Source organism: Escherichia sp. WS1368, from assembly GCF_046487485.1.
GTDB lineage: Bacteria > Pseudomonadota > Gammaproteobacteria > Enterobacterales > Enterobacteriaceae > Escherichia > Escherichia coli.
Map to the genome: position 1 here is coordinate 1 of NZ_JBJQJI010000005.1, position 20,562 is coordinate 20,562.

The following is a 20,562-nucleotide window of genomic DNA, read 5'->3' on the forward strand; positions in this document are numbered from 1 at the left end:
GAATTACGTGTTCACTCTTGAGACTTGGTATTCATTTTTCGTCTTGCGACGTTAAGAATCCGTATCTTCGAGTGCCCACACAGATTGTCTGATAAATTGTTAAAGAGCAGTGCCGCTTCGCTTTTTCTCAGCGGCGCGGGGTGTGCATAATACACTTTCCCGCTACAGAGTCAAGCATTTATTTTTGCTTTCTCTGTTGAGATTCTCAGGAGAACCCCGCTGACCCGGCGGCGTGTTTGCCGTTGTTCCGTGTCAGTGGTGGCGCATTATAGGGAGTTATTCCGGCCTGACAAGAGGAAATTTAAAATAATTTTCTGACCGCGCATTTTTTCAGCAAAAGCCCCGTTAATGTGCCATAAAACAAGCAATTTGCCGTTTTTGCAACCGTAATCACACTTCCTGGTGGCATACTAAGGAGGAATAAAAAGAAAAAGGAAGATTAGTAATGCCTTTAAGCGCACAACAGTTAGCTGCACAGAAAAACCTTTCGTATGTTCTGGCTGAGAAGCTGGCGCAACGCATCTTAAAAGGTGAATATGAACCCGGCACCATTTTGCCTGGTGAGATTGAGCTGGGCGAGCAATTTGGAGTGAGTCGTACAGCGGTACGCGAAGCGGTCAAAACGTTAACGGCAAAAGGGATGGTTTTACCGCGACCGCGAATTGGTACCCGGGTCATGCCACAATCAAACTGGAATTTTCTTGATCAGGAATTGCTTACCTGGTGGATGACAGAAGAGAACTTTCATCAGGTCATCGATCACTTTCTGGTTATGCGTATCTGTCTGGAGCCGCAAGCTTGCCTACTGGCTGCAACGGTTGGCACCGCGGAACAGAAGGCGCATCTCAATACGTTAATGGCCGAAATGGTGGCATTAAAAGAGAACTTTCGCCGTGAACGCTGGATTGAGGTCGATATGGCTTGGCATGAGCATATCTATGAAATGAGCGCCAATCCGTTTTTGACCTCATTCGCCTCGCTATTCCATTCGGTTTATCACACTTACTTCACGTCAATTACCAGCGACACAGTGATAAAGCTGGATCTGCACCAGGCGATTGTCGATGCGATTGTCCAAAGCGATGGCGACGCGGCATTTAAAGCTTGTCAGGCGCTGCTACGCTCACCTGATAAGTGACAACCCGATAACAGGACATTGAATGAGCGATAAAAAGAAGCGCAGTATGGCGGGTTTGCCGTGGATCGCGGCGATGGCCTTCTTCATGCAGGCACTTGATGCCACTATTCTGAATACCGCCTTACCCGCAATCGCTCATAGCCTTAATCGTTCTCCTCTCGCGATGCAATCAGCCATCATCAGTTATACGCTGACGGTGGCGATGCTTATTCCGGTAAGCGGATGGCTAGCCGATCGCTTCGGTACGCGTCGCATATTTACCCTTGCCGTGAGTCTGTTCACGTTGGGTTCTCTGGCCTGCGCACTTTCTAACTCGCTACCACAGCTGGTTGTCTTCCGGGTTATTCAGGGGATAGGCGGCGCAATGATGATGCCTGTTGCTCGGCTGGCCTTACTGCGCGCTTATCCTCGTAATGAGCTTCTTCCTGTATTGAATTTTGTCGCCATGCCGGGTCTGGTGGGGCCAATTTTAGGCCCCGTTCTTGGCGGCGTGCTGGTCACCTGGGCAACCTGGCACTGGATATTTTTAATCAATATCCCCATAGGTATTGCGGGCCTTCTTTACGCGCGCAAACATATGCCCAATTTCACCACCGCACGACGCAGATTCGATATCACTGGCTTTTTGCTGTTTGGCCTTAGCCTTGTTCTCTTCTCAAGCGGAATAGAGCTATTCGGGGAAAAGATTGTCGCCAGTTGGATTGCCTTGACGGTAATTGTCACCAGCATCGGGTTACTGCTTCTCTATATTCTCCATGCACGACGCACGCCAAACCCATTAATTTCATTAGATTTATTTAAAACCCGCACTTTCTCGATCGGTATCGTAGGCAATATTGCAACCCGTCTGGGGACCGGCTGTGTACCGTTCCTTATGCCATTGATGTTACAGGTAGGATTTGGTTATCAGGCGTTTATTGCCGGCTGTATGATGGCACCGACAGCGTTAGGTTCCATTATTGCAAAATCGATGGTTACCCAAGTCTTACGTCGTCTGGGCTATCGCCATACGTTAGTGGGGATCACGGTGATTATTGGGCTAATGATCGCTCAGTTCTCTTTGCAATCACCAGCAATGGCGATATGGATGCTGATCTTGCCGTTGTTTATATTAGGGATGGCTATGTCGACGCAATTTACCGCAATGAATACCATCACACTTGCCGATCTGACCGATGACAACGCCAGCAGCGGTAACAGTGTTCTGGCGGTCACGCAGCAACTGTCTATCAGTTTAGGCGTTGCTGTAAGTGCGGCCGTCCTTCGCGTTTATGAAGGGATGGAAGGTACAACGACTGTCGAACAATTCCACTATACGTTTATCACAATGGGCATTATTACTGTTGCTTCAGCAGCAATGTTCATGCTTCTGAAAACAACCGATGGTAATAATTTGATCAAAAGACAGCGTAAATCTAAGCCGAACCGCGTTCCATCAGAATCGGAGTAAGTTGTAATCGTTGTTGCTGAAGGGTCGGTTGGGTTATCCGATGGATGAGTACATCAATCGCCAGCTCCCCCAGTTCATCTTTCGGTTGGTGGATAGTGGTTAATGGTGGCGTCATAAAGCTTGCCAGTTCGATATCGTCATAGCCAATCACCGCGATATCCTGCGGAACCTGTAACTCTGCCTGATACAGCGCCTGGTAAACGCCAACAGCCATAGCGTCATTTCCGGTAAAGACGGCCTGAGGACGCAGCGGGTGTGATAACAGTTGGCGCATAGCGTCAAACCCGCCGTTAAATTCAAAATCACCAGTGACTTCATAGCCATCAGGAATGTTGAGACCCGCACGTTTCATCGCCGCCCGATAACCTTCCAACCTCAGGCGCGCCGGAGTTTTATCCAGCGGGCCGGTAATACAGGCGATACGGGTATGACCTTTATCGATCAGATATTGCGTTGCTAAGTCTCCGCCCAGCAACGAGTTATCCTGAATAAGATCGCTGTCGCCATCGAACGGAGCCCAGTCCATCATCACAGTAGGCACTGTCGGATAACGTTGCATGATTTCACGCGAAGGTTGATGCGTTTCGGTGCACAGTAACAGCAAGCCATCAACGCGTTTTTGCATCAGCGTTTCCAGATTGCGATTCATCCGCTGTTCATCGCCTTCGGTATTGCAAAGGACGAGACTATAACCGCGTTCGAAGCAGCTGCGTTCAACGCCACGCACCAGTTCTGAATAGAAAGGATTGGTACTGGCAGTGATCAACATGCCAATGGTATGTGTTTGATTGAGTTTGAGGCTACGCGCCAGGGCTGATGGCGCGTAATTGAGTTCTTTAATCGCCGCTTCAACTTTGGCGGTAATCGCTTCACTGACGAAGCGATCTTTATTGATAACGTGAGAAACTGTTGAGGTAGAAACGCCCGCCAGGCGGGCAACATCTTTCATTGTAGCCAAGCGTCACCTCTGCCTGTCTAAAAATGCGTCGATCTCTTCACGCCACGGTACGGAAGGTTGTGCGCCTTTACGTGTTACGGCAATCGCAGCGGCGGCATGGGCAAACCGAATCGCCTCTGGCAATGGTTTTTCTTCCAGCAACGCCGTGATTAACGCGCCGTTAAAGGTATCTCCGGCAGCAATGGTATCGACAGCCTGCACCCGGAATCCAGGAACGCGCTGACCTTCACCATTCACGCTAACCCATACACCACGACTTCCTAAAGTAATCAGTACAGTACGGATACCTTTTTCATGCAGTACCTGCGCCGCCTTCGCTGCATCTTCATCATTTTCAACACGAATACCGGTGAGCTTTTCTGCTTCCGTTTCGTTTGGCGTAATAATGTCCACCAGCGCCAGCAGTTCGTCAGGAAGTTCGCGAGCCGGAGCCGGGTTAAGCGCAACGATAGTCTTATTTTGATGGGCGATTTTCGCCGCTGCCATCACACTTTCGAGTGGTGATTCCAGCTGCATTAATAATGCTGACGCGTTGGCAATACGCTCACGTTGCGCTTCCACCAGCGCCGGGGAAAGGGCAGCATTAGCGCCGGCATGAATACCGATGACATTCTCACCTTCGCCATTAACAAAAATCAGCGCCACACCTGTTGATTCGCCTTTGATCACGCTGACCGGAGAAATATCGATGTTATCAGTGGCGAGCTGCTGGCGAACGCTCTCACCAATGCTGTCATCGCCAGTGCAGGCAATAAACGCGATATTCGCACCGCTACGCCCAGCAGCCACAGCCTGATTCGCGCCTTTGCCGCCAAATGCAACCTGATAGTGGTTACCGGTTACGGTTTCGCCTGGAGTAGGAAAAGATTGAAGATTCAGAATGTGGTCAGCATTAATGCTGCCAAGAACAACGAGGCTGCCTGCGTTTTGCATATTCGGGATGTCCATAAAATGCGCCACCGTGTTAGGGTGGCGCGTGCCCTGCTTTTCTTTATATTACACGTTCATCTGTCGATGACGTATTTATGTCACCATCAGGTCATACAACCTGATTAAAACTACTGCTTAACAACCAGTTTCAGATCAACCGGATACTTAGCCTGAACTTTCTCGCCTTTCAGCACTTTATCTGCGGTTTCAACGCCTTTCGCGCCAATCTGATCGGGTAGCTGAGCGATAGTCGCTGCTAGTTTGCCATCATTCACCGCTTTTTCGCCATCCGGTGTACCGTCAAATCCGACGACCATCACATCCGATTTACCGGCAGTTTGCAGTGCGCGCAGCGCGCCCAGCGCCATTTCATCATTCTGCGCGAATACAGCCTGAACATCCGGATGTGCGGTCAACAGGTTCTGCATTACGTTCAAACCTTTAGTGCGATCAAAATCTGCTGGCTGGCTGGCAAGAACATTAAACTTGTGAGCAGCAACAGCCTGCTGGAAGCCTTCGCCACGTTCACGGGCTGCGGATGTACCGGCAATGCCTTGCAGCTCGATAACTTTGGCACCTTCACCCGCTTTCTTCGCGATGTAATCACCGGCGATTTTGCCGCCCAGTACGTTATCAGAAGCAATGTGGCTCACCACTTCACCTTTCGTTGCCTGGCGGTCAAGAGTGATAACCGGGATGTTCGCCTGGTTAGCCATCTTCACAGCATTACCCACTGCGTCGGAGTCGGTCGGGTTAATCAGCAGAATTTTTGTGCCGCGAACGGTTAAGTCCTGCACGTTCGCCAGCTCTTTCGCCGGGTTGTTCTGGGAGTCCAGCACCACCAGGTTATAGCCAAGTTTATCCGCCTCTTTCTGCGCGCCATCTTTCAGCGATACAAAGAACGGGTTGTTAAGCGTGGAGACCACCAGCGCGATGGTGTCTTTTGCCATCGCATTCGCACTGACGGTGGCGCTTAGCGCAACAGCGGAAACCAGGGTAGCCAGTTTTTTCATGTTCATACTCAAGATGTCCTGTAGTCGTTATTACTGCTTTTTGTTGTCTACCAGCACCGCCAGCAAAATCACCACCGCTTTGACGATCATCTGGTAATAGGAGGAAACACCTAACAAATTCAATCCATTATTAAGGAAGCCAAGAATTAATGCGCCGATCAACGTCCCAACAATGCGACCTTTTCCGCCCGCCAGACTCGTACCGCCCAGAACCACCGCAGCAATAGCATCCAGCTCATAGCCAGTCCCCGCCGTAGGTTGTGCGGAGGAGAGACGCGCCACTTCAATGATCCCGGCCAGCGATGCCAGCAGACCACAAAGAGAATAGACGATGATTTTGATTTTATTGACGTTGATACCAGAAAGGCGCGTTGCCGCTTCGTTGCCGCCCAGCGCGTAGATGTAACGCCCCAGACGCGTGTGATGCAGCATGTACCAGGCCGCGAGGAACACAATCCCCATGATCCAGACTGGCGTCGGTACGCCCAGCGGACGACCGATCCCAAACCAGCCAAACAGATCGGCGTTCTCAGTAAAGCCGGTATTCACTGGGCTACCGTTGGTATAAACCATGGTCACGCCGCGCAGTAAAAGCATCATAACCAGCGTAGCGATAAACGCCTGGACGCGACCTTTCGCTACAATCACCCCGGTTACCGCACCAATTGCGGCACCTAACGCGAGAGCGGCAGCGACAGCCACCAGCGCATTGACTTCAATGCCAACGATAGATGCAGCAACTGCGCCGGTCAGCGCCAATAGAGAACCTACCGACAAGTCGATGCCCGACGTCAGGATCACCAGCGTCATCCCGACTGCCATAATGGCGTTCACCGAGGTTTGCTGGAGAATATTGAATAAGTTATTGATGGTGAAAAAGTTCGGGCTTAACGTCGAGACAATCGCGATCAGCACCAGCAGAGCGATAAGCGATTTCTGCTCCATCAGCCACGCTTTCGTGAAATAACGGCGACCAGAGACAGTCTGGGTTGTCATTTTTTTACTCCTGATTCACGCGATTAAGCTTGCCCACAGCGGCAGCCATTAACACTTCCTGGGTGGCCTGCTCACGAGCAAATTCCCCGCTGAGATGCCCTTCATGCATGACGATGATGCGATCGCTCATGCCTAATACTTCTGGCATCTCCGATGACACCAGAATGATGCTCAAGCCATCGGCTTTGAACTGGTTAATCAGTTGATAGATCTCTTTTTTCGCGCCGACATCTACGCCACGGGTAGGCTCATCGAGGATCAACACTTTGGGGCGTGTCATCAGACCGCGGGCAATCGCCACTTTTTGCTGATTGCCACCGGAAAGCAGACCAATTGCCTGTTCCATCGACGGCGTTTTCACATTAAACAGACGAATGAAATCACTTACTGCCTGCTGTTCATCGGCATGCTTCAAACTGCCGCCAGCGCGGCTGAAGTAGCGCAGCGCTGTCAGCGACATGTTCTCTTTTACTGACATGCCCAGCACCAAACCGTCGCGTTTACGGTCTTCAGAGATATACACAATGCCGTTTGCCAGGCCATCCTGCGGTGAACGGGTAACGACTTCATGCCCATCCAGGGTGACGTAACCGCTGGTGCGCGGCAGTGCGCCGTAGAGCACTTTCATCAGTTCGGTACGCCCAGCGCCCATCAAACCAGAGACGCCAAGAATTTCGCCTTTGCGTAAAGTAAAAGAGACATCGTTAACGCCAGGTCCGCAGAGATTATCGACTTTCAGGCGAATATCTCCTGGCGCTTTGTCCAGGTGTGGATATTGATCTTCCAGCTTGCGGCCCACCATCATCTCAATCAGCGAATCTTCGGTCAGTGATGCTACTTCACGCTCAGCAATAAATTGCCCATCACGAAAAACGGTAACGTCATCGCAAATCTCGAAGATTTCTTTCATGCGGTGGGAAATATAGACAATACCGCGGCCTTGCGATTTCAGCTCGCGGATGACGCGGAACAAGGATTCGGTTTCGGTATCGGTCAGCGCATCGGTCGGTTCATCCATAATGATGACTTTCGACTCAAAGCTCAGCACTTTGGCTATTTCAACCATTTGCTGGTCACCGATGGAAAGATCGCCCACTAACTTGTCGCTTTTAAAGCGCAGGTTAAGTTTAGCCAGCAATTTATCCGCTTCGGCATACATGGTTTTCCAGTCAATTTTGCCAAAGCGATTAACAAACTCACGACCGAGGAAAATGTTTTCGGCAATGGTCAACTGCGGGATCAGGTTCAGTTCCTGATGGATAATCCCAATCCCGGCTTCCTGGGAAGATTTCGGCCCGGTAAACGTCGTTTCTTTCCCCAGCCATAAAAGCGTACCGGCATCGCGAGTATAGATACCCGTAAGCACTTTCATCATGGTGGATTTACCCGCACCGTTTTCGCCCACCAGCGCCATCACGCGGCCAGGATAGACATTTAACGCTGCACCCGAGAGGGCTTTTACGCCCGGGAAGGCTTTATCGATGCCTTTAAGCTGAAGTAATGCTTCCATGACGGCCTCAGAACGTCACGCCAGCACAGAGAATGATATTCGCATACGGAGAACATTCTCCGCTGCGAATTACCGCCTGACTTTCTGCGGTTTGTTGTTTGAATTGTTCATGCGTGGTGTAACGAATTTCAATGGTATTTCCCTGGTGTTTTTGCAGCTGCTCAAGGTGAGTGAGCAACGTTTCGTGGAGTTGCGGATTATGTTGTTTGATCTCTTCCGCGATAATGGCTGCCTCGACCTGCATTTCATTTGTGACGACGCCCAGCACCTGCATAAAAGAAGGTACACCCTGGGTTAATGCCATATCGATACGCGTTGTACTTTTGGGGATGGGTAAACCTGCATCACACACCACCAGCGTATCGGTATGTCCCAGTCGGGAGATCACCGATGAAATATCAGAATTAAGAACGGTGCCTTTTTTCATTTTTTTCTCCATCAGCGAAACGTTTCGCTGACCCGCAGTTTAATCCTGACTGAGTTGGGAAAACCATCGTGACGTTACGGAAATGTGATCAACCTCGAAACGTTTTACATGGTGATTAACCATGAAAACAAAAACGCCCCCTTATGGAGAAAGGAGGCGTCTGGCGTTAGATTTCGACCTGAGTACCCAGTTCGATAACCCTGTTTGGCGGGATTTCAAATTGATCCGGCGCACGCAGCGCATTACGTTGCAACAGCAAGTACAGCTTACCGCGCAGACGCAAATACCACGGGCGTTTGCCGAGGATCAACGACTCATGCGACATAAAGAAGGAGGTTTCCATCATCCGGCAACTTAATCCTTCCAGACCGCAGCGGTGGAATACTTCTTCCACGTTTGGCGTTTCTCGCCAACCATAACTTGCCACCACGCGCCAGAAAGTGGGCGACAGTTGTTCAATCTGTACCCGACGGACGTTATGGACATATGGCGCGTCTTCGGTGCGCAGAGTTAACAGAATCACCCGCTCATGCAATACCTTGTTATGTTTCAGGTTATGCATCAGCGCAAAGGGAATGACGTTGATTGCACGTGACATATACACCGCGGTCCCGGGCACGCGAACGGGCGGTGATTTCTCCAGCGAAGCAATCATCGCCTCCAGAGAGTTGCCATGTTCATGCATCCGCCGCAGCAAGCGGAAACGCTCGCTCTTCCAGGTGGTCATCACGATAAACATCACTGTACCGAGGCTCAATGGCAACCAGCCGCCGGAGAGCAGTTTATCGAGGTTAGCGGTGAACAATGGAATATCGACACAAAGGAAAGCAATCAGGATCAGCGCAACAAAATACTTATTCCAGTGCCAGTTCTGACGTGCCACGGTAGTCGAGAGAATAGACGTCAGCACCATGGTTCCGGTCACCGCAATCCCGTACGCCGCCGCCAGGTTGCTGGAGTGCTCAAAGCTGACAATCACAATCACGACCGCGACATAGAGCATCCAGTTCACAAACGGAATATAGATTTGCCCTGACTCCATTTCGGAGGTGTGAATAATGCGCATCGGCGACAAATATCCCAGACGTACCGCCTGACGCGTCAATGAGAAGACGCCAGAGATAACAGCCTGCGAGGCGATTACCGTCGCCAGTGCGGCGATGATCAGCAGCGGGATCAGCGCCCAGTCCGGTGCCAACAGGAAGAACGGGTTCTTAATTGCTTCCGGGTTCTTTAACAACAGCGCTCCCTGACCGAAGTAATTAAGAGTTAAGGAAGGCAATACGACGGTGAACCACGCCAGACGAATCGGGAACTTACCAAAGTGCCCCATATCAGCATACAGCGCCTCGACCCCCGTAATCGACAGCACCACTGCCCCTAATGCAATAAAAGAAACCGTTTTGTATTCAAGGAAGAAATGCACCGCCCACATCGGATTCAGCGCATGCAGCACTTCCGGGTTAGCAATAATGCTACGTAACCCCAGCCCAGCCAGAATCAAAAACCAGGTCAGCATGATCGGCGCAAACAGCTTACCGACCATAGCCGTGCCATGCTTTTGAATCATAAATAATAAAGTGAGAACGATAATTGAGAGAGGAACTATCCAGGTATCCAGCTGCGGGGCGACGATTTCCAGACCTTCAATGGCTGACATCACCGAAATAGCGGGTGTTATGACGACTTCACCATAGAAAAAGCTGCCGCCGATTAGCCCCATAATCACCAGCATTGATGTGGTTCGCGCCGACGTATTGCGCCCGGCAAGCGACATCAACGTCAGGATCCCCCCTTCACCGGCGTTATCTGCCCGCATCACGAAGGTGAGATATTTAATGGAAACCACAAAGATTAGCAGCCAGAAGATCAGCGATAAAAAGCCAAACACGGCATCGCGTTCAACGCCAAAACCAAACTGGCCGGACAAACATTCACGAAGTGTATATAACGGGCTGGTACCAATATCGCCGTAGACAACTCCAATCGCCGCGAGGGTAATCGCGGGCAATGATTGCTTATTATCAGTGCTCATAGACTAGTCTTTCGTTGAAATATGAAATGTGTGCTTAGTCCCTTGGCCCACAAAAAAGCGCACAGTATGCACGATTAACGGCAAAATCGTACTCCTAAATGCGGCCACATTAACCTGGCTCAAAGAAAAATACCCCCCCTTTGAGACTATTTTAGCCACCAGCAAGAAACGTCTATACTCGCAATTTACGCAGAACTTTTGACGAAAGGACGCCACTTCATTATGGCTCACCCTCATTTATTAGCGGAAAGAATTTCCCGCCTGAGCAGTTCGTTGGAAAAGGGGCTTTATGAACGTAGCCACGCCATCCGCTTGTGTTTATTAGCGGCATTAAGTGGTGAAAGTGTGTTCCTCCTTGGCCCGCCAGGTATTGCCAAAAGTTTGATCGCCCGGCGCTTAAAATTCGCCTTTCAGAATGCCCGCGCGTTTGAATATCTGATGACCCGCTTCTCCACGCCGGAAGAAGTTTTTGGTCCCCTTTCTATTCAGGCGCTAAAAGATGAAGGGCGCTATGAACGTTTAACCAGCGGTTACCTGCCGGAAGCAGAAATCGTCTTTCTGGATGAGATCTGGAAAGCGGGCCCGGCAATTCTTAATACCCTGCTCACCGCCATTAACGAGCGCCAGTTCCGTAACGGTGCACACGTAGAAAAAATCCCGATGCGCCTGCTGGTGGCGGCCTCCAACGAGCTGCCGGAAGCAGACAGCAGTCTGGAAGCGTTATATGACCGCATGCTGATTCGTCTGTGGTTAGATAAAGTGCAGGATAAAGCGAATTTCCGCTCCATGCTGACCAGTCAACAGGATGAAAACGACAATCCGGTTCCTGCCTCCTTGCAGGTCACAGATGAAGAATATGAACGCTGGCAGAAAGAGATTGGTGAAATTACGCTGCCCGATCATGTATTTGAGCTGATTTTTATGCTGCGCCAGCAACTGGATAAATTACCGGATGCGCCTTATGTCTCGGATCGTCGCTGGAAAAAAGCGATTCGATTATTGCAGGCCAGCGCCTTTTTTAGCGGTCGCAGTGCTGTTGCCCCGGTTGATCTCATTTTGCTGAAAGATTGCCTGTGGTATGACGCGCAAAGCCTGAATTTGATACAACAACAAATTGATGTATTGATGACCGGTCATGCCTGGCAACAGCAAGGGATGTTGACCCGCCTTGGCGCGATTGTGCAACGTCACCTGCAACTCCAGCAGCAACAAAGCGATAAAACAGCCTTAACGGTAATTCGTCTGGGCGGCATTTTCAGCCGTCGTCAGCAGTATCAACTTCCTGTTAACGTTACTGCTTCCACTCTGACTCTGCTGCTGCAAAAACCGTTAAAATTGCATGATATGGAAGTGGTTCATATCTCCTTTGAGCGTAGCGCGCTGGAACAGTGGCTGAGTAAAGGTGGTGAGATTCGCGGCAAACTGAACGGTATCGGCTTTGCCCAGAAACTGAATCTGGAAGTGGATAGCGCCCAACATCTTGTTGTACGCGATGTAAGTTTACAAGGCAGTACGCTGGCACTTCCCGGTTCATCGGCTGAAGGTCTGCCAGGTGAAATAAAACAACAACTGGAAGAGCTTGAAAGCGACTGGCGCAAGCAACACGCTTTATTCAGCGAACAGCAAAAATGTCTGTTTATCCCTGGCGACTGGTTAGGTCGCATTGAAGCCAGCCTACAGGATGTCGGCGCACAGATTCGCCAGGCACAACAATGCTAACGCTGGATACGCTTAATGTGATGCTGGCCGTCAGCGAAGAGGGATTGATCGAAGAGATGATCATCGCGCTGCTGGCCTCACCGCAGCTGGCAGTCTTCTTTGAAAAATTCCCACGACTGAAGGCGGCAATCACTGATGATGTTCCCCGCTGGCGTGAGGCGCTGCGCAGTCGGCTGAAAGATGCCCGAGTCCCGCCGGAACTCACCGAAGAGGTGATGTGCTATCAGCAAAGCCAGCTCCTCTCCACGCCGCAGTTTATTGTGCAGCTACCACAGATCCTGGACTTACTGCATCGTCTGAATTCCCCATGGGCAGAACAAGCCCGACAGTTGGTTGATGCTAACAGCACGATCACTTCAGCGTTACACACGCTTTTTCTCCAGCGTTGGCGTTTAAGTCTGATCGTGCAAGCAACGACGTTAAATCAACAGCTATTAGAAGAAGAACGCGAACAACTGTTGAGTGAAGTTCAGGAACGCATGACGCTGAGCGGACAACTTGAACCGATTCTCGCAGATAACAATACCGCAGCTGGTCGTCTGTGGGATATGAGCGCCGGTCAGCTTAAACGTGGCGACTATCAGTTGATTGTGAAATACGGTGAATTTCTTAACGAACAGCCGGAACTGAAACGCCTGGCAGAACAGCTGGGGCGTTCCCGGGAAGCCAAATCAATACCGCGCAACGATGCGCAGATGGAAACCTTCCGCACCCTGGTGCGCGAACCGGCGACGGTTCCTGAGCAGGTTGATGGTCTGCAACAAAGCGATGATATTTTACGTCTCCTGCCGCCAGAACTGGCGACACTAGGGATAACAGAACTGGAGTATGAGTTTTACCGTCGGCTGGTGGAAAAACAGTTGCTCACCTATCGCCTGCACGGTGAGTCGTGGCGAGAAAAAGTGATCGAACGTCCGGTGGTACATAAAGATTACGACGAACAGCCGCGCGGACCGTTTATTGTCTGTGTGGATACTTCCGGCTCAATGGGCGGCTTTAATGAACAGTGTGCGAAAGCGTTCTGCCTGGCCTTGATGCGCATTGCTCTCGCTGAAAACCGGCGCTGCTATATTATGTTATTTTCCACCGAGATCGTCCGTTATGAGCTTTCAGGCCCACAAGGCATCGAACAAGCAATCCGTTTTTTAAGCCAGCAGTTTCGTGGCGGCACCGATCTGGCCAGTTGTTTTCGCGCCATTATGGAACGCTTGCAAAGCCGGGAATGGTTTGATGCCGATGCGGTGGTGATTTCTGATTTTATCGCCCAGCGGTTGCCTGACGACGTGACGAGTAAAGTGAAAGAGCTACAGCGGGTACATCAGCATCGCTTTCATGCCGTGGCGATGTCGGCACATGGCAAACCCGGCATCATGCGCATTTTCGATCATATCTGGCGCTTTGATACCGGGATGCGAAGCCGCCTGCTCAGACGCTGGCGGCGATAAATTATTACAGCAGAGAAGGGACGCTCTCGCGAACAGCTGCCGGCCATACACCACACTGAACCTGGCCGATATGTGGCAGTTGCAGCAGCAGCATGGTCAAACGAGACTGCCCGATACCGCCGCCGATGGTCTGCGGCATTTCACCGCGCAGCAGCGCCTGATGCCACTCCAGCTCCAGGCGATCTTCGTCACCGGTCAGCGCCAGCTGATGCTTCAACGTATCGGCATCCACGCGGATCCCCATGGAAGAAAGCTCAAACGCATCTTCCAGTACCGGGTTCCATACCAGAATATCGCCGTTCAGACCCGCATGGCCCAGCTCTGACGGGGTGCTCCAGTCATCATAATCCGGTGCGCGCACGTCGTGACGATGACCATCACTCAACTTGCCGCCAATCCCGACGAGGAATACCGCGCCAAGATCTTTCGCAATCGCCCGCTCACGCCCTTTGGCATCGAGATCCGGATAACGAGACAGTAACTCCTGGCTGTGTACGAAGTGGATCTGATCCGGCAGGAACGGTGCCAGGCCAAACTCTTCGCTAACCGCAGCTTCGGTTGCTTTAATTCCCGCCCAGATCGCCTCTACCGTGCTTTTCAGAGTCGAGAATTGACGCTCGCCGTCGCCCATTACGCGTTCCCAGTCCCACTGGTCTACATAGACCGAGTGCAACGGAGAAAGACGGTCTTCATCGGGGCGAAGGGCTTTCATGTGCGTGTACAGCCCTTCGCCCGCGCTGAAGTCGTGTTGCCCTAAGGTCTGACGTTTCCACTTCGCCAGTGAATGAACCACTTCGAACTGGGCATCAGGCAGAGCTTTTACTTTTACCTGCACCGCTTTTTCACAGCCCGACAAGTTATCCTGCGTGCCATCCCCCACACGGCTAAGAATCGGTGCCTGGACTTCGATCAGCCCCAGACGTTCTTCCAGTTGACGAGAAAAGTGAGATTTCACGAAGCTAATTTGACGTTGTTTGGCAATGTAAGCGGTTTTCATTTTTTATACTCCTGCGTCCTGTTGCTTATGATTAAGCAACAAAAACCGACACACATGCAATAATCATTCAATAAAAAGCCTCATGCACTTTTGATTCATTAAAAAATAGGGCTAAAATAGAATGAATCATCAATCCTCATAAGAAAATCCTATGGAAAATTATCTGATCGACAATCTGGACCGTGGCATCCTGGAAGCATTAATGGGCAATGCGCGCACCGCTTACGCCGAACTGGCGAAACAATTTGGCGTCAGTCCGGGGACAATTCACGTTCGAGTAGAGAAAATGAAGCAGGCGGGGATCATTACCGGGGCGCGTATTGATGTCAGCCCGAAGCAGCTCGGTTATGACGTAGGCTGCTTTATCGGCATTATATTAAAGAGCGCCAAAGACTATCCTTCCGCGCTGGCAAAGCTGGAAAGCCTCGATGAAGTCACTGAAGCCTATTACACAACTGGCCACTACAGCATCTTTATCAAAGTGATGTGCCGTTCGATCGATGCTCTCCAGCATGTACTTATCAACAAGATCCAAACAATTGATGAAATTCAGTCCACCGAGACACTGATCGTCCTGCAGAACCCGATCATGCGTACCATCAAGCCCTGATCGGCTTTTTTAATCCCATACTTTTCCACAGGTAGATCCCAACGCGTTCACAGCGTACAATACGCCACTCTTAATAAAGGTGGCGGTTTATGGCAGATATCACTCTTATCAGCGGCAGCACCCTCGGCGGTGCCGAATATGTAGCAGAACACCTGGCTGAAAAGCTGGAAGAGGCGGGTTTTACCACCGAAACGCTGCACGGTCCGCTGTTGGAAGATTTATCTGCCTCGGGGATCTGGCTGGTTATCAGCTCAACCCACGGTGCCGGAGATATTCCGGACAACCTTTCTCCTTTCTATGAAGCATTGCAGGAACAGAAGCCCGATCTTTCTGCGGTCCGCTTTGGCGCTATCGGTATTGGCAGTCGTGAATATGACACCTTTTGTGGGGCTATCGATAAACTCGAGGCAGAACTCAAAAATTCCGGTGCAAAACAGACAGGCGAAACTCTGAAGATCAACATCCTTGATCACGACATTCCTGAAGATCCGGCAGAAGAATGGCTGGGATCGTGGATTAATTTACTCAAATAAGTATACAGATCATGCGATCTACTGTGGATAACTCTGTCAGAAAGCTTGGATCAACCGGTAGTTATCCAAAGAACAACGGTTGTTCAGTTTTTGAGTTGTGTATAACCCCTCATTCTGATCCCAGCTTATACGGTCCAGGATCACCGATCATTCACAGTTAATGATCCTTTCCAGGTTGTTGATCTTAAAAGCCGGATCCTTGTTATCCACAAGGTAGTGCGATCCTAATAAGAGATCACAATAGAACAGATCTCTAAATAAATAGATCTTCTTTTTAATACCCAGGATCCCAGGTCTTTCTCAAGCCGACAAAGTTGAGTAGAATCCACGGCCCGGGCTTCAATCCATTTTCATACCGCGTTATGCGAGGCAATCACCATGTTTTATCCGGATCCTTTTGACGTCATCATCATTGGCGGGGGTCATGCAGGCACCGAGGCCGCGATGGCCGCGGCGCGTATGGGTCAACAGACTCTGCTTTTGACACACAATATCGACACTCTGGGGCAGATGAGCTGCAACCCGGCGATCGGCGGTATTGGGAAGGGACATCTGGTAAAAGAAGTGGATGCACTCGGCGGTCTGATGGCGAAAGCGATCGATCAGGCGGGTATCCAGTTTAGGATACTAAACGCAAGCAAGGGACCAGCGGTTCGCGCTACCCGTGCTCAGGCGGATCGTGTGCTCTACCGGCAGGCGGTACGTACGGCGCTGGAGAACCAACCGAACCTGATGATCTTCCAGCAGGCGGTTGAAGATCTTATTGTCGAAAACGATCGCGTGGTCGGTGCTGTTACCCAAATGGGACTGAAGTTCCGTGCCAAAGCCGTCGTGCTCACCGTTGGGACGTTCCTCGACGGTAAAATTCATATCGGTCTGGATAACTACAGCGGTGGTCGTGCTGGTGATCCGCCGTCCATTCCGCTCTCTCGCCGTTTACGTGAACTGCCGCTGCGCGTTGGTCGTCTGAAAACCGGGACACCGCCGCGTATTGATGCGCGTACTATCGACTTCAGCGTGCTGGCGCAACAGCATGGCGATAACCCAATGCCGGTATTCTCGTTTATGGGTAATGCGTCCCAGCATCCACAGCAGGTGCCGTGTTATATCACCCATACCAACGAGAAAACCCATGATGTGATCCGCAGTAACCTCGATCGTAGCCCAATGTATGCAGGGGTGATCGAAGGTGTCGGCCCACGCTACTGCCCGTCGATCGAAGACAAAGTCATGCGCTTCGCCGACAGAAATCAGCATCAGATCTTCCTTGAACCGGAAGGGCTGACCTCAAACGAAATTTATCCGAACGGTATCTCCACCAGCCTGCCGTTCGATGTGCAGATGCAAATCGTCCGCTCCATGCAGGGGATGGAAAACGCGAAGATCGTACGTCCGGGGTATGCCATTGAGTATGACTTCTTCGATCCACGCGACCTGAAACCGACGCTGGAGAGCAAGTTTATCCAGGGGCTGTTCTTTGCTGGTCAGATTAACGGCACTACCGGTTACGAAGAAGCCGCTGCGCAAGGTTTGCTGGCTGGTCTTAACGCTGCCCGTCTGTCTGCTGACAAAGAAGGTTGGGCTCCGGCGCGTTCTCAGGCGTATCTCGGCGTACTGGTTGATGACCTGTGCACTTTAGGAACCAAAGAACCGTATCGTATGTTTACTTCGCGCGCAGAATATCGTCTGATGCTGCGCGAAGATAATGCGGATCTGCGTTTGACTGAAATCGGTCGTGAACTGGGCCTGGTGGATGACGAACGTTGGGCGCGCTTTAACGAGAAACTTGAGAATATCGAGCGTGAGCGTCAGCGTCTGAAATCGACCTGGGTAACCCCGTCGGCGGAAGCTGCAGCCGAAGTGAATGCTCACCTGACTGCGCCGCTTTCCCGTGAAGCCAGTGGTGAAGATCTGCTGCGTCGTCCGGAAATGACTTATGAAAAATTAACCACGCTGACGCCGTTTGCCCCTGCGTTGACAGACGAACAGGCGGCGGAACAGGTTGAGATTCAGGTTAAATACGAAGGTTATATCGCGCGCCAGCAAGATGAGATCGAAAAGCAGCTGCGTAACGAGAACACCCTGCTACCAGCGACGCTGGATTACCGCCAGGTATCCGGTCTTTCTAACGAAGTGATCGCCAAACTTAACGATCACAAACCGGCCTCTATCGGCCAGGCTTCGCGTATTTCTGGCGTCACGCCTGCGGCCATCTCCATTCTGCTGGTATGGCTGAAAAAACAGGGTATGCTGCGTCGTAGCGCATAACGCATTAAAAATGCCTGGTAAGCACCCGCTTACCGGGCAACGCATCAAGAACAGGTAATCACCGTGCTCAACAAACTCTCCTTACTGCTGAAAGACGCAGGTATTTCGCTTACCGATCACCAGAAAAACCAGCTTATTGCCTATGTGAATATGCTGCATAAATGGAATAAAGCGTACAACCTGACTTCGGTCCGCGATCCTAATGAGATGCTGGTACGCCATATTCTCGATAGCATTGTGGTGGCACCGTATCTGCAAGGTGAACGGTTTATCGATGTCGGCACCGGACCAGGACTGCCTGGCATTCCACTCTCTATCGTGCGTCCTGAAGCCCACTTCACGTTGTTGGATAGCCTTGGTAAACGCGTGCGTTTCCTTCGTCAGGTGCAACATGAGCTTAAACTGGAGAATATTGAGCCAGTACAGAGCAGGGTAGAAGAGTTTCCTTCAGAGCCGCCATTTGATGGCGTAATTAGCCGCGCTTTTGCCTCTCTGAACGATATGGTGAGCTGGTGCCACCATCTTCCTGGTGAGCAAGGCCGTTTCTACGCGCTGAAAGGGCAAATGCCGGAAGATGAAATCGCTTTGTTGCCCGAAGAATATCAGGTCGAATCAGTGGTTAAACTTCAGGTTCCAGCCCTGGATGGCGAACGTCATCTGGTGGTGATTAAAGCAAATAAAATTTAATTTTTATCAAAAAAATCATAAAAAATTGACCGGTTAGACTGTTAACAACAACCAGGTTTTCTACTGATATAACTGGTTACATTTAACGCCACGTTCACTCTTTTGCATCAACAAAGTAACGTGGCTTTTTTTGGTAAGCAGAAAATAAGTCATAAGTGAAAATATCAGTCTGCTAAAAATCGGCGCTAAGAATCATCATTGGCTGTTAAAACATTATTAAAAATGTCAATGGGTGGTTTTTGTTGTGTAAATGTCATTTATTAAAACAGTATCTGTTTTTAGACTGAAATATCATAAACTTGCAAAGGCATCATTTGCCAAGTAAATAAATATGCTGTGCGCGAACATGCTCAATATGTGATCTGAAGCACGCTTTATCACCAGTGTTTACGCGTTATTTACAGTTTTTCATGATCGAACAGGGTTTGCAGAAAAGTCGCAATTGTATGCACTGGAAAAATATTTAAACATTTATTCACCTTTTGGCTACTTATTGTTTGAAATCACGGGGGCGCACCGTATAATTTGACCGCTTTTTGATGCTTGACTCTAAGCCTTAAAGAAAGTTTTATACGACACGCGGCATACCTCGAAGGGAGCAGGAGTGAAAAACGTGATGTCTGTGTCGCTCGTGAGTCGAAACGTTGCTCGGAAGCTTCTGCTCGTTCAGTTACTGGTGGTGATAGCAAGTGGATTGCTGTTCAGCCTCAAAGACCCCTTCTGGGGCGTCTCTGCAATAAGCGGGGGCCTGGCAGTCTTTCTGCCTAACGTTTTGTTTATGATATTTGCCTGGCGTCACCAGGCGCATACACCAGCGAAAGGCCGGGTGGCCTGGACATTCGCATTTGGCGAAGCTTTCAAAGTTCTGGCGATGTTGGTGTTACTGGTGGTGGCGTTGGCGGTTTTAAAGGCGGTATTCTTGCCGCTGATCGTTACGTGGGTTTTGGTGCTGGTGGTTCAGATACTGGCACCGGCTGTAATTAACAACAAAGGGTAAAAGGCATCATGGCTTCAGAAAATATGACGCCGCAGGATTACATAGGACACCACCTGAACAACCTTCAGCTGGACCTGCGTACATTCTCGCTGGTGGATCCACATAACCCCCCAGCCACCTTCTGGACAATCAATATTGACTCCATGTTCTTCTCGGTGGTGCTGGGTCTGTTGTTCCTGGTTTTATTCCGTAGCGTAGCCAAAAAGGCGACCAGCGGTGTGCCAGGTAAGTTTCAGACCGCGATTGAGCTGGTGATCGGCTTTGTTAATGGTAGCGTGAAAGACATGTACCATGGCAAAAGCAAGCTGATTGCTCCGCTGGCCCTGACGATCTTCGTCTGGGTATTCCTGATGAACCTGATGGATTTACTGCCTATCGACCTGCTGCCGTACATTGCTGAACATGTACTGGGTCTGCCTGCACTGCGTGTGGTTCCGTCTGCGGACGTGAACGTAACGCTGTCTATGGCACTGGGTGTATTTATCCTGATTCTGTTCTACAGCATCAAAATGAAAGGCATCGGCGGCTTCACGAAAGAGTTGACGCTGCAGCCGTTCAATCACTGGGCGTTCATTCCTGTCAACTTAATCCTTGAAGGGGTAAGCCTGCTGTCCAAACCAGTTTCACTCGGTTTGCGACTGTTCGGTAACATGTATGCCGGTGAGCTGATTTTCATTCTGATTGCTGGTCTGTTGCCGTGGTGGTCACAGTGGATTCTGAATGTGCCGTGGGCCATTTTCCACATCCTGATCATTACGCTGCAAGCCTTCATCTTCATGGTTCTGACGATCGTCTATCTGTCGATGGCGTCTGAAGAACATTAATTTACCAACACTACTACGTTTTAAC

18 protein-coding genes are annotated in these 20,562 nt (G+C 50.5%); 10 read left to right on the top strand and 8 right to left on the bottom strand.

Annotated elements, in window-relative coordinates:
- The first annotated feature begins 445 nt into the window (after positions 1–445).
- Positions 446–1,138: a FadR/GntR family transcriptional regulator gene (locus ACJHYD_RS12320; RefSeq protein ID WP_001131178.1), complete on the top strand. Its 693-nt coding sequence runs from the start codon at positions 446–448 to the stop codon at positions 1,136–1,138.
- 22 nt (positions 1,139–1,160) lie between these two features.
- Positions 1,161–2,588, top strand: a complete 1,428-nt coding sequence (gene mdtD, locus ACJHYD_RS12325; protein ID WP_001280852.1) for a multidrug transporter subunit MdtD — start codon at positions 1,161–1,163, stop codon at positions 2,586–2,588.
- Here mdtD and rbsR read toward each other — a convergent pair.
- The 7 genes from rbsR to kup all read right to left on the bottom strand — a co-directional run bounded on the left by rbsR (position 2,554) and on the right by kup (position 10,457).
- On the bottom strand, positions 2,554–3,546 hold the full coding sequence (gene rbsR, locus ACJHYD_RS12330) for a ribose operon transcriptional repressor RbsR (protein WP_000224470.1): 993 nt from the start codon (positions 3,544–3,546) through the stop codon (positions 2,554–2,556). The genes mdtD and rbsR overlap by 35 nt on opposite strands.
- 3 nt (positions 3,547–3,549) lie before the next feature.
- Complete coding sequence (rbsK, locus tag ACJHYD_RS12335; protein ID WP_001551941.1) at positions 3,550–4,479, bottom strand: ribokinase; 930 nt, start codon at positions 4,477–4,479, stop codon at positions 3,550–3,552.
- Between the two features lie 125 nt (positions 4,480–4,604).
- Complete coding sequence (rbsB, locus tag ACJHYD_RS12340) at positions 4,605–5,495, bottom strand: ribose ABC transporter substrate-binding protein RbsB (RefSeq protein ID WP_001056273.1); 891 nt, start codon at positions 5,493–5,495, stop codon at positions 4,605–4,607.
- Positions 5,496–5,519: 24 nt separating this feature from the next.
- The gene (gene rbsC / locus ACJHYD_RS12345) at positions 5,520–6,485 is read right to left on the bottom strand and encodes a ribose ABC transporter permease (protein WP_000211858.1); all 966 of its coding nucleotides are present in this window, start codon (positions 6,483–6,485) and stop codon (positions 5,520–5,522) included.
- 4 nt (positions 6,486–6,489) lie between these two features.
- The gene (rbsA, locus tag ACJHYD_RS12350) at positions 6,490–7,995 is read right to left on the bottom strand and encodes a ribose ABC transporter ATP-binding protein RbsA (RefSeq protein WP_001596340.1); all 1,506 of its coding nucleotides are present in this window, start codon (positions 7,993–7,995) and stop codon (positions 6,490–6,492) included.
- Positions 7,996–8,002: 7 nt separating this feature from the next.
- Complete coding sequence (gene rbsD, locus ACJHYD_RS12355) at positions 8,003–8,422, bottom strand: D-ribose pyranase (protein ID WP_000715936.1); 420 nt, start codon at positions 8,420–8,422, stop codon at positions 8,003–8,005.
- Positions 8,423–8,588: 166 nt separating this feature from the next.
- Complete coding sequence (gene kup / locus ACJHYD_RS12360) at positions 8,589–10,457, bottom strand: low affinity potassium transporter Kup (RefSeq protein ID WP_000102319.1); 1,869 nt, start codon at positions 10,455–10,457, stop codon at positions 8,589–8,591.
- Positions 10,458–10,679: 222 nt separating this feature from the next.
- On the opposite strand from kup, the gene ravA reads away from it, so the two are divergent.
- Together ravA and viaA are read left to right on the top strand one after the other, a co-directional pair.
- A complete protein-coding gene (gene ravA, locus ACJHYD_RS12365) occupies positions 10,680–12,176 on the top strand; it encodes an ATPase RavA (RefSeq protein ID WP_001309864.1) in 1,497 nt (498 codons plus the stop codon).
- Positions 12,170–13,621 (top strand): ATPase RavA stimulator ViaA, encoded by a 1,452-nt coding sequence (gene viaA / locus ACJHYD_RS12370; RefSeq protein ID WP_000956632.1) that lies wholly within the window; start codon positions 12,170–12,172, stop codon positions 13,619–13,621. Before ravA ends, viaA begins: the two co-directional genes overlap by 7 nt.
- Before the next feature lie 4 nt (positions 13,622–13,625).
- Here viaA and asnA read toward each other — a convergent pair whose 3' ends face one another.
- Entirely contained in the window at positions 13,626–14,618 is a 993-nt protein-coding gene (asnA, locus tag ACJHYD_RS12375; RefSeq protein ID WP_000845104.1) for an aspartate--ammonia ligase, read from the bottom strand.
- A gap of 151 nt (positions 14,619–14,769) precedes the next feature.
- Between asnA and asnC the strand changes: the two genes are divergently transcribed.
- The 6 genes from asnC to atpB all read left to right on the top strand — a co-directional run bounded on the left by asnC (position 14,770) and on the right by atpB (position 20,537).
- On the top strand, positions 14,770–15,228 hold the full coding sequence (gene asnC, locus ACJHYD_RS12380; RefSeq protein WP_000432970.1) for a transcriptional regulator AsnC: 459 nt from the start codon (positions 14,770–14,772) through the stop codon (positions 15,226–15,228).
- Positions 15,229–15,317: 89 nt separating this feature from the next.
- Entirely contained in the window at positions 15,318–15,761 is a 444-nt protein-coding gene (gene mioC, locus ACJHYD_RS12385) for an FMN-binding protein MioC (protein ID WP_000763742.1), read from the top strand.
- Positions 15,762–16,139: 378 nt separating this feature from the next.
- Positions 16,140–18,029: a tRNA uridine-5-carboxymethylaminomethyl(34) synthesis enzyme MnmG gene (gene mnmG / locus ACJHYD_RS12390; protein ID WP_000499788.1), complete on the top strand. Its 1,890-nt coding sequence runs from the start codon at positions 16,140–16,142 to the stop codon at positions 18,027–18,029.
- Between the two features lie 63 nt (positions 18,030–18,092).
- Complete coding sequence (gene rsmG / locus ACJHYD_RS12395; RefSeq protein ID WP_000932839.1) at positions 18,093–18,716, top strand: 16S rRNA (guanine(527)-N(7))-methyltransferase RsmG; 624 nt, start codon at positions 18,093–18,095, stop codon at positions 18,714–18,716.
- Between the two features lie 616 nt (positions 18,717–19,332).
- A complete protein-coding gene (gene atpI / locus ACJHYD_RS12400) occupies positions 19,333–19,713 on the top strand; it encodes a F0F1 ATP synthase subunit I (protein WP_000116695.1) in 381 nt (126 codons plus the stop codon).
- 8 nt (positions 19,714–19,721) lie between these two features.
- The gene (gene atpB, locus ACJHYD_RS12405; protein WP_000135618.1) at positions 19,722–20,537 is read left to right on the top strand and encodes a F0F1 ATP synthase subunit A; all 816 of its coding nucleotides are present in this window, start codon (positions 19,722–19,724) and stop codon (positions 20,535–20,537) included.
- The last annotated feature ends 25 nt before the right edge of the window (positions 20,538–20,562 follow it).

Excerpts from the sequence above, each read along its gene's own strand:
- atpI (WP_000116695.1), top strand. The coding sequence starts at position 19,333 with ATGTCTGTGTCGCTCGTGAGTCGAAACGTTGCTCGGAAGCTTCTGCTC.
- rbsB (WP_001056273.1), bottom strand. The coding sequence starts at position 5,495 with ATGAACATGAAAAAACTGGCTACCCTGGTTTCCGCTGTTGCGCTAAGC.
- viaA (WP_000956632.1), top strand. The coding sequence starts at position 12,170 with ATGCTAACGCTGGATACGCTTAATGTGATGCTGGCCGTCAGCGAAGAG.
- rbsA (WP_001596340.1), bottom strand. The coding sequence starts at position 7,995 with ATGGAAGCATTACTTCAGCTTAAAGGCATCGATAAAGCCTTCCCGGGC.
- asnA (WP_000845104.1), bottom strand. The coding sequence starts at position 14,618 with ATGAAAACCGCTTACATTGCCAAACAACGTCAAATTAGCTTCGTGAAA.
- asnC (WP_000432970.1), top strand. The coding sequence starts at position 14,770 with ATGGAAAATTATCTGATCGACAATCTGGACCGTGGCATCCTGGAAGCA.
- rbsD (WP_000715936.1), bottom strand. The coding sequence starts at position 8,422 with ATGAAAAAAGGCACCGTTCTTAATTCTGATATTTCATCGGTGATCTCC.
- ACJHYD_RS12320 (WP_001131178.1), top strand. The coding sequence starts at position 446 with ATGCCTTTAAGCGCACAACAGTTAGCTGCACAGAAAAACCTTTCGTAT.
- atpB (WP_000135618.1), top strand. The coding sequence starts at position 19,722 with ATGGCTTCAGAAAATATGACGCCGCAGGATTACATAGGACACCACCTG.
- rbsK (WP_001551941.1), bottom strand. The coding sequence starts at position 4,479 with ATGCAAAACGCAGGCAGCCTCGTTGTTCTTGGCAGCATTAATGCTGAC.
- ravA (WP_001309864.1), top strand. The coding sequence starts at position 10,680 with ATGGCTCACCCTCATTTATTAGCGGAAAGAATTTCCCGCCTGAGCAGT.
- kup (WP_000102319.1), bottom strand. The coding sequence starts at position 10,457 with ATGAGCACTGATAATAAGCAATCATTGCCCGCGATTACCCTCGCGGCG.
- mnmG (WP_000499788.1), top strand. The coding sequence starts at position 16,140 with ATGTTTTATCCGGATCCTTTTGACGTCATCATCATTGGCGGGGGTCAT.
- mioC (WP_000763742.1), top strand. The coding sequence starts at position 15,318 with ATGGCAGATATCACTCTTATCAGCGGCAGCACCCTCGGCGGTGCCGAA.
- rbsC (WP_000211858.1), bottom strand. The coding sequence starts at position 6,485 with ATGACAACCCAGACTGTCTCTGGTCGCCGTTATTTCACGAAAGCGTGG.
- mdtD (WP_001280852.1), top strand. The coding sequence starts at position 1,161 with ATGAGCGATAAAAAGAAGCGCAGTATGGCGGGTTTGCCGTGGATCGCG.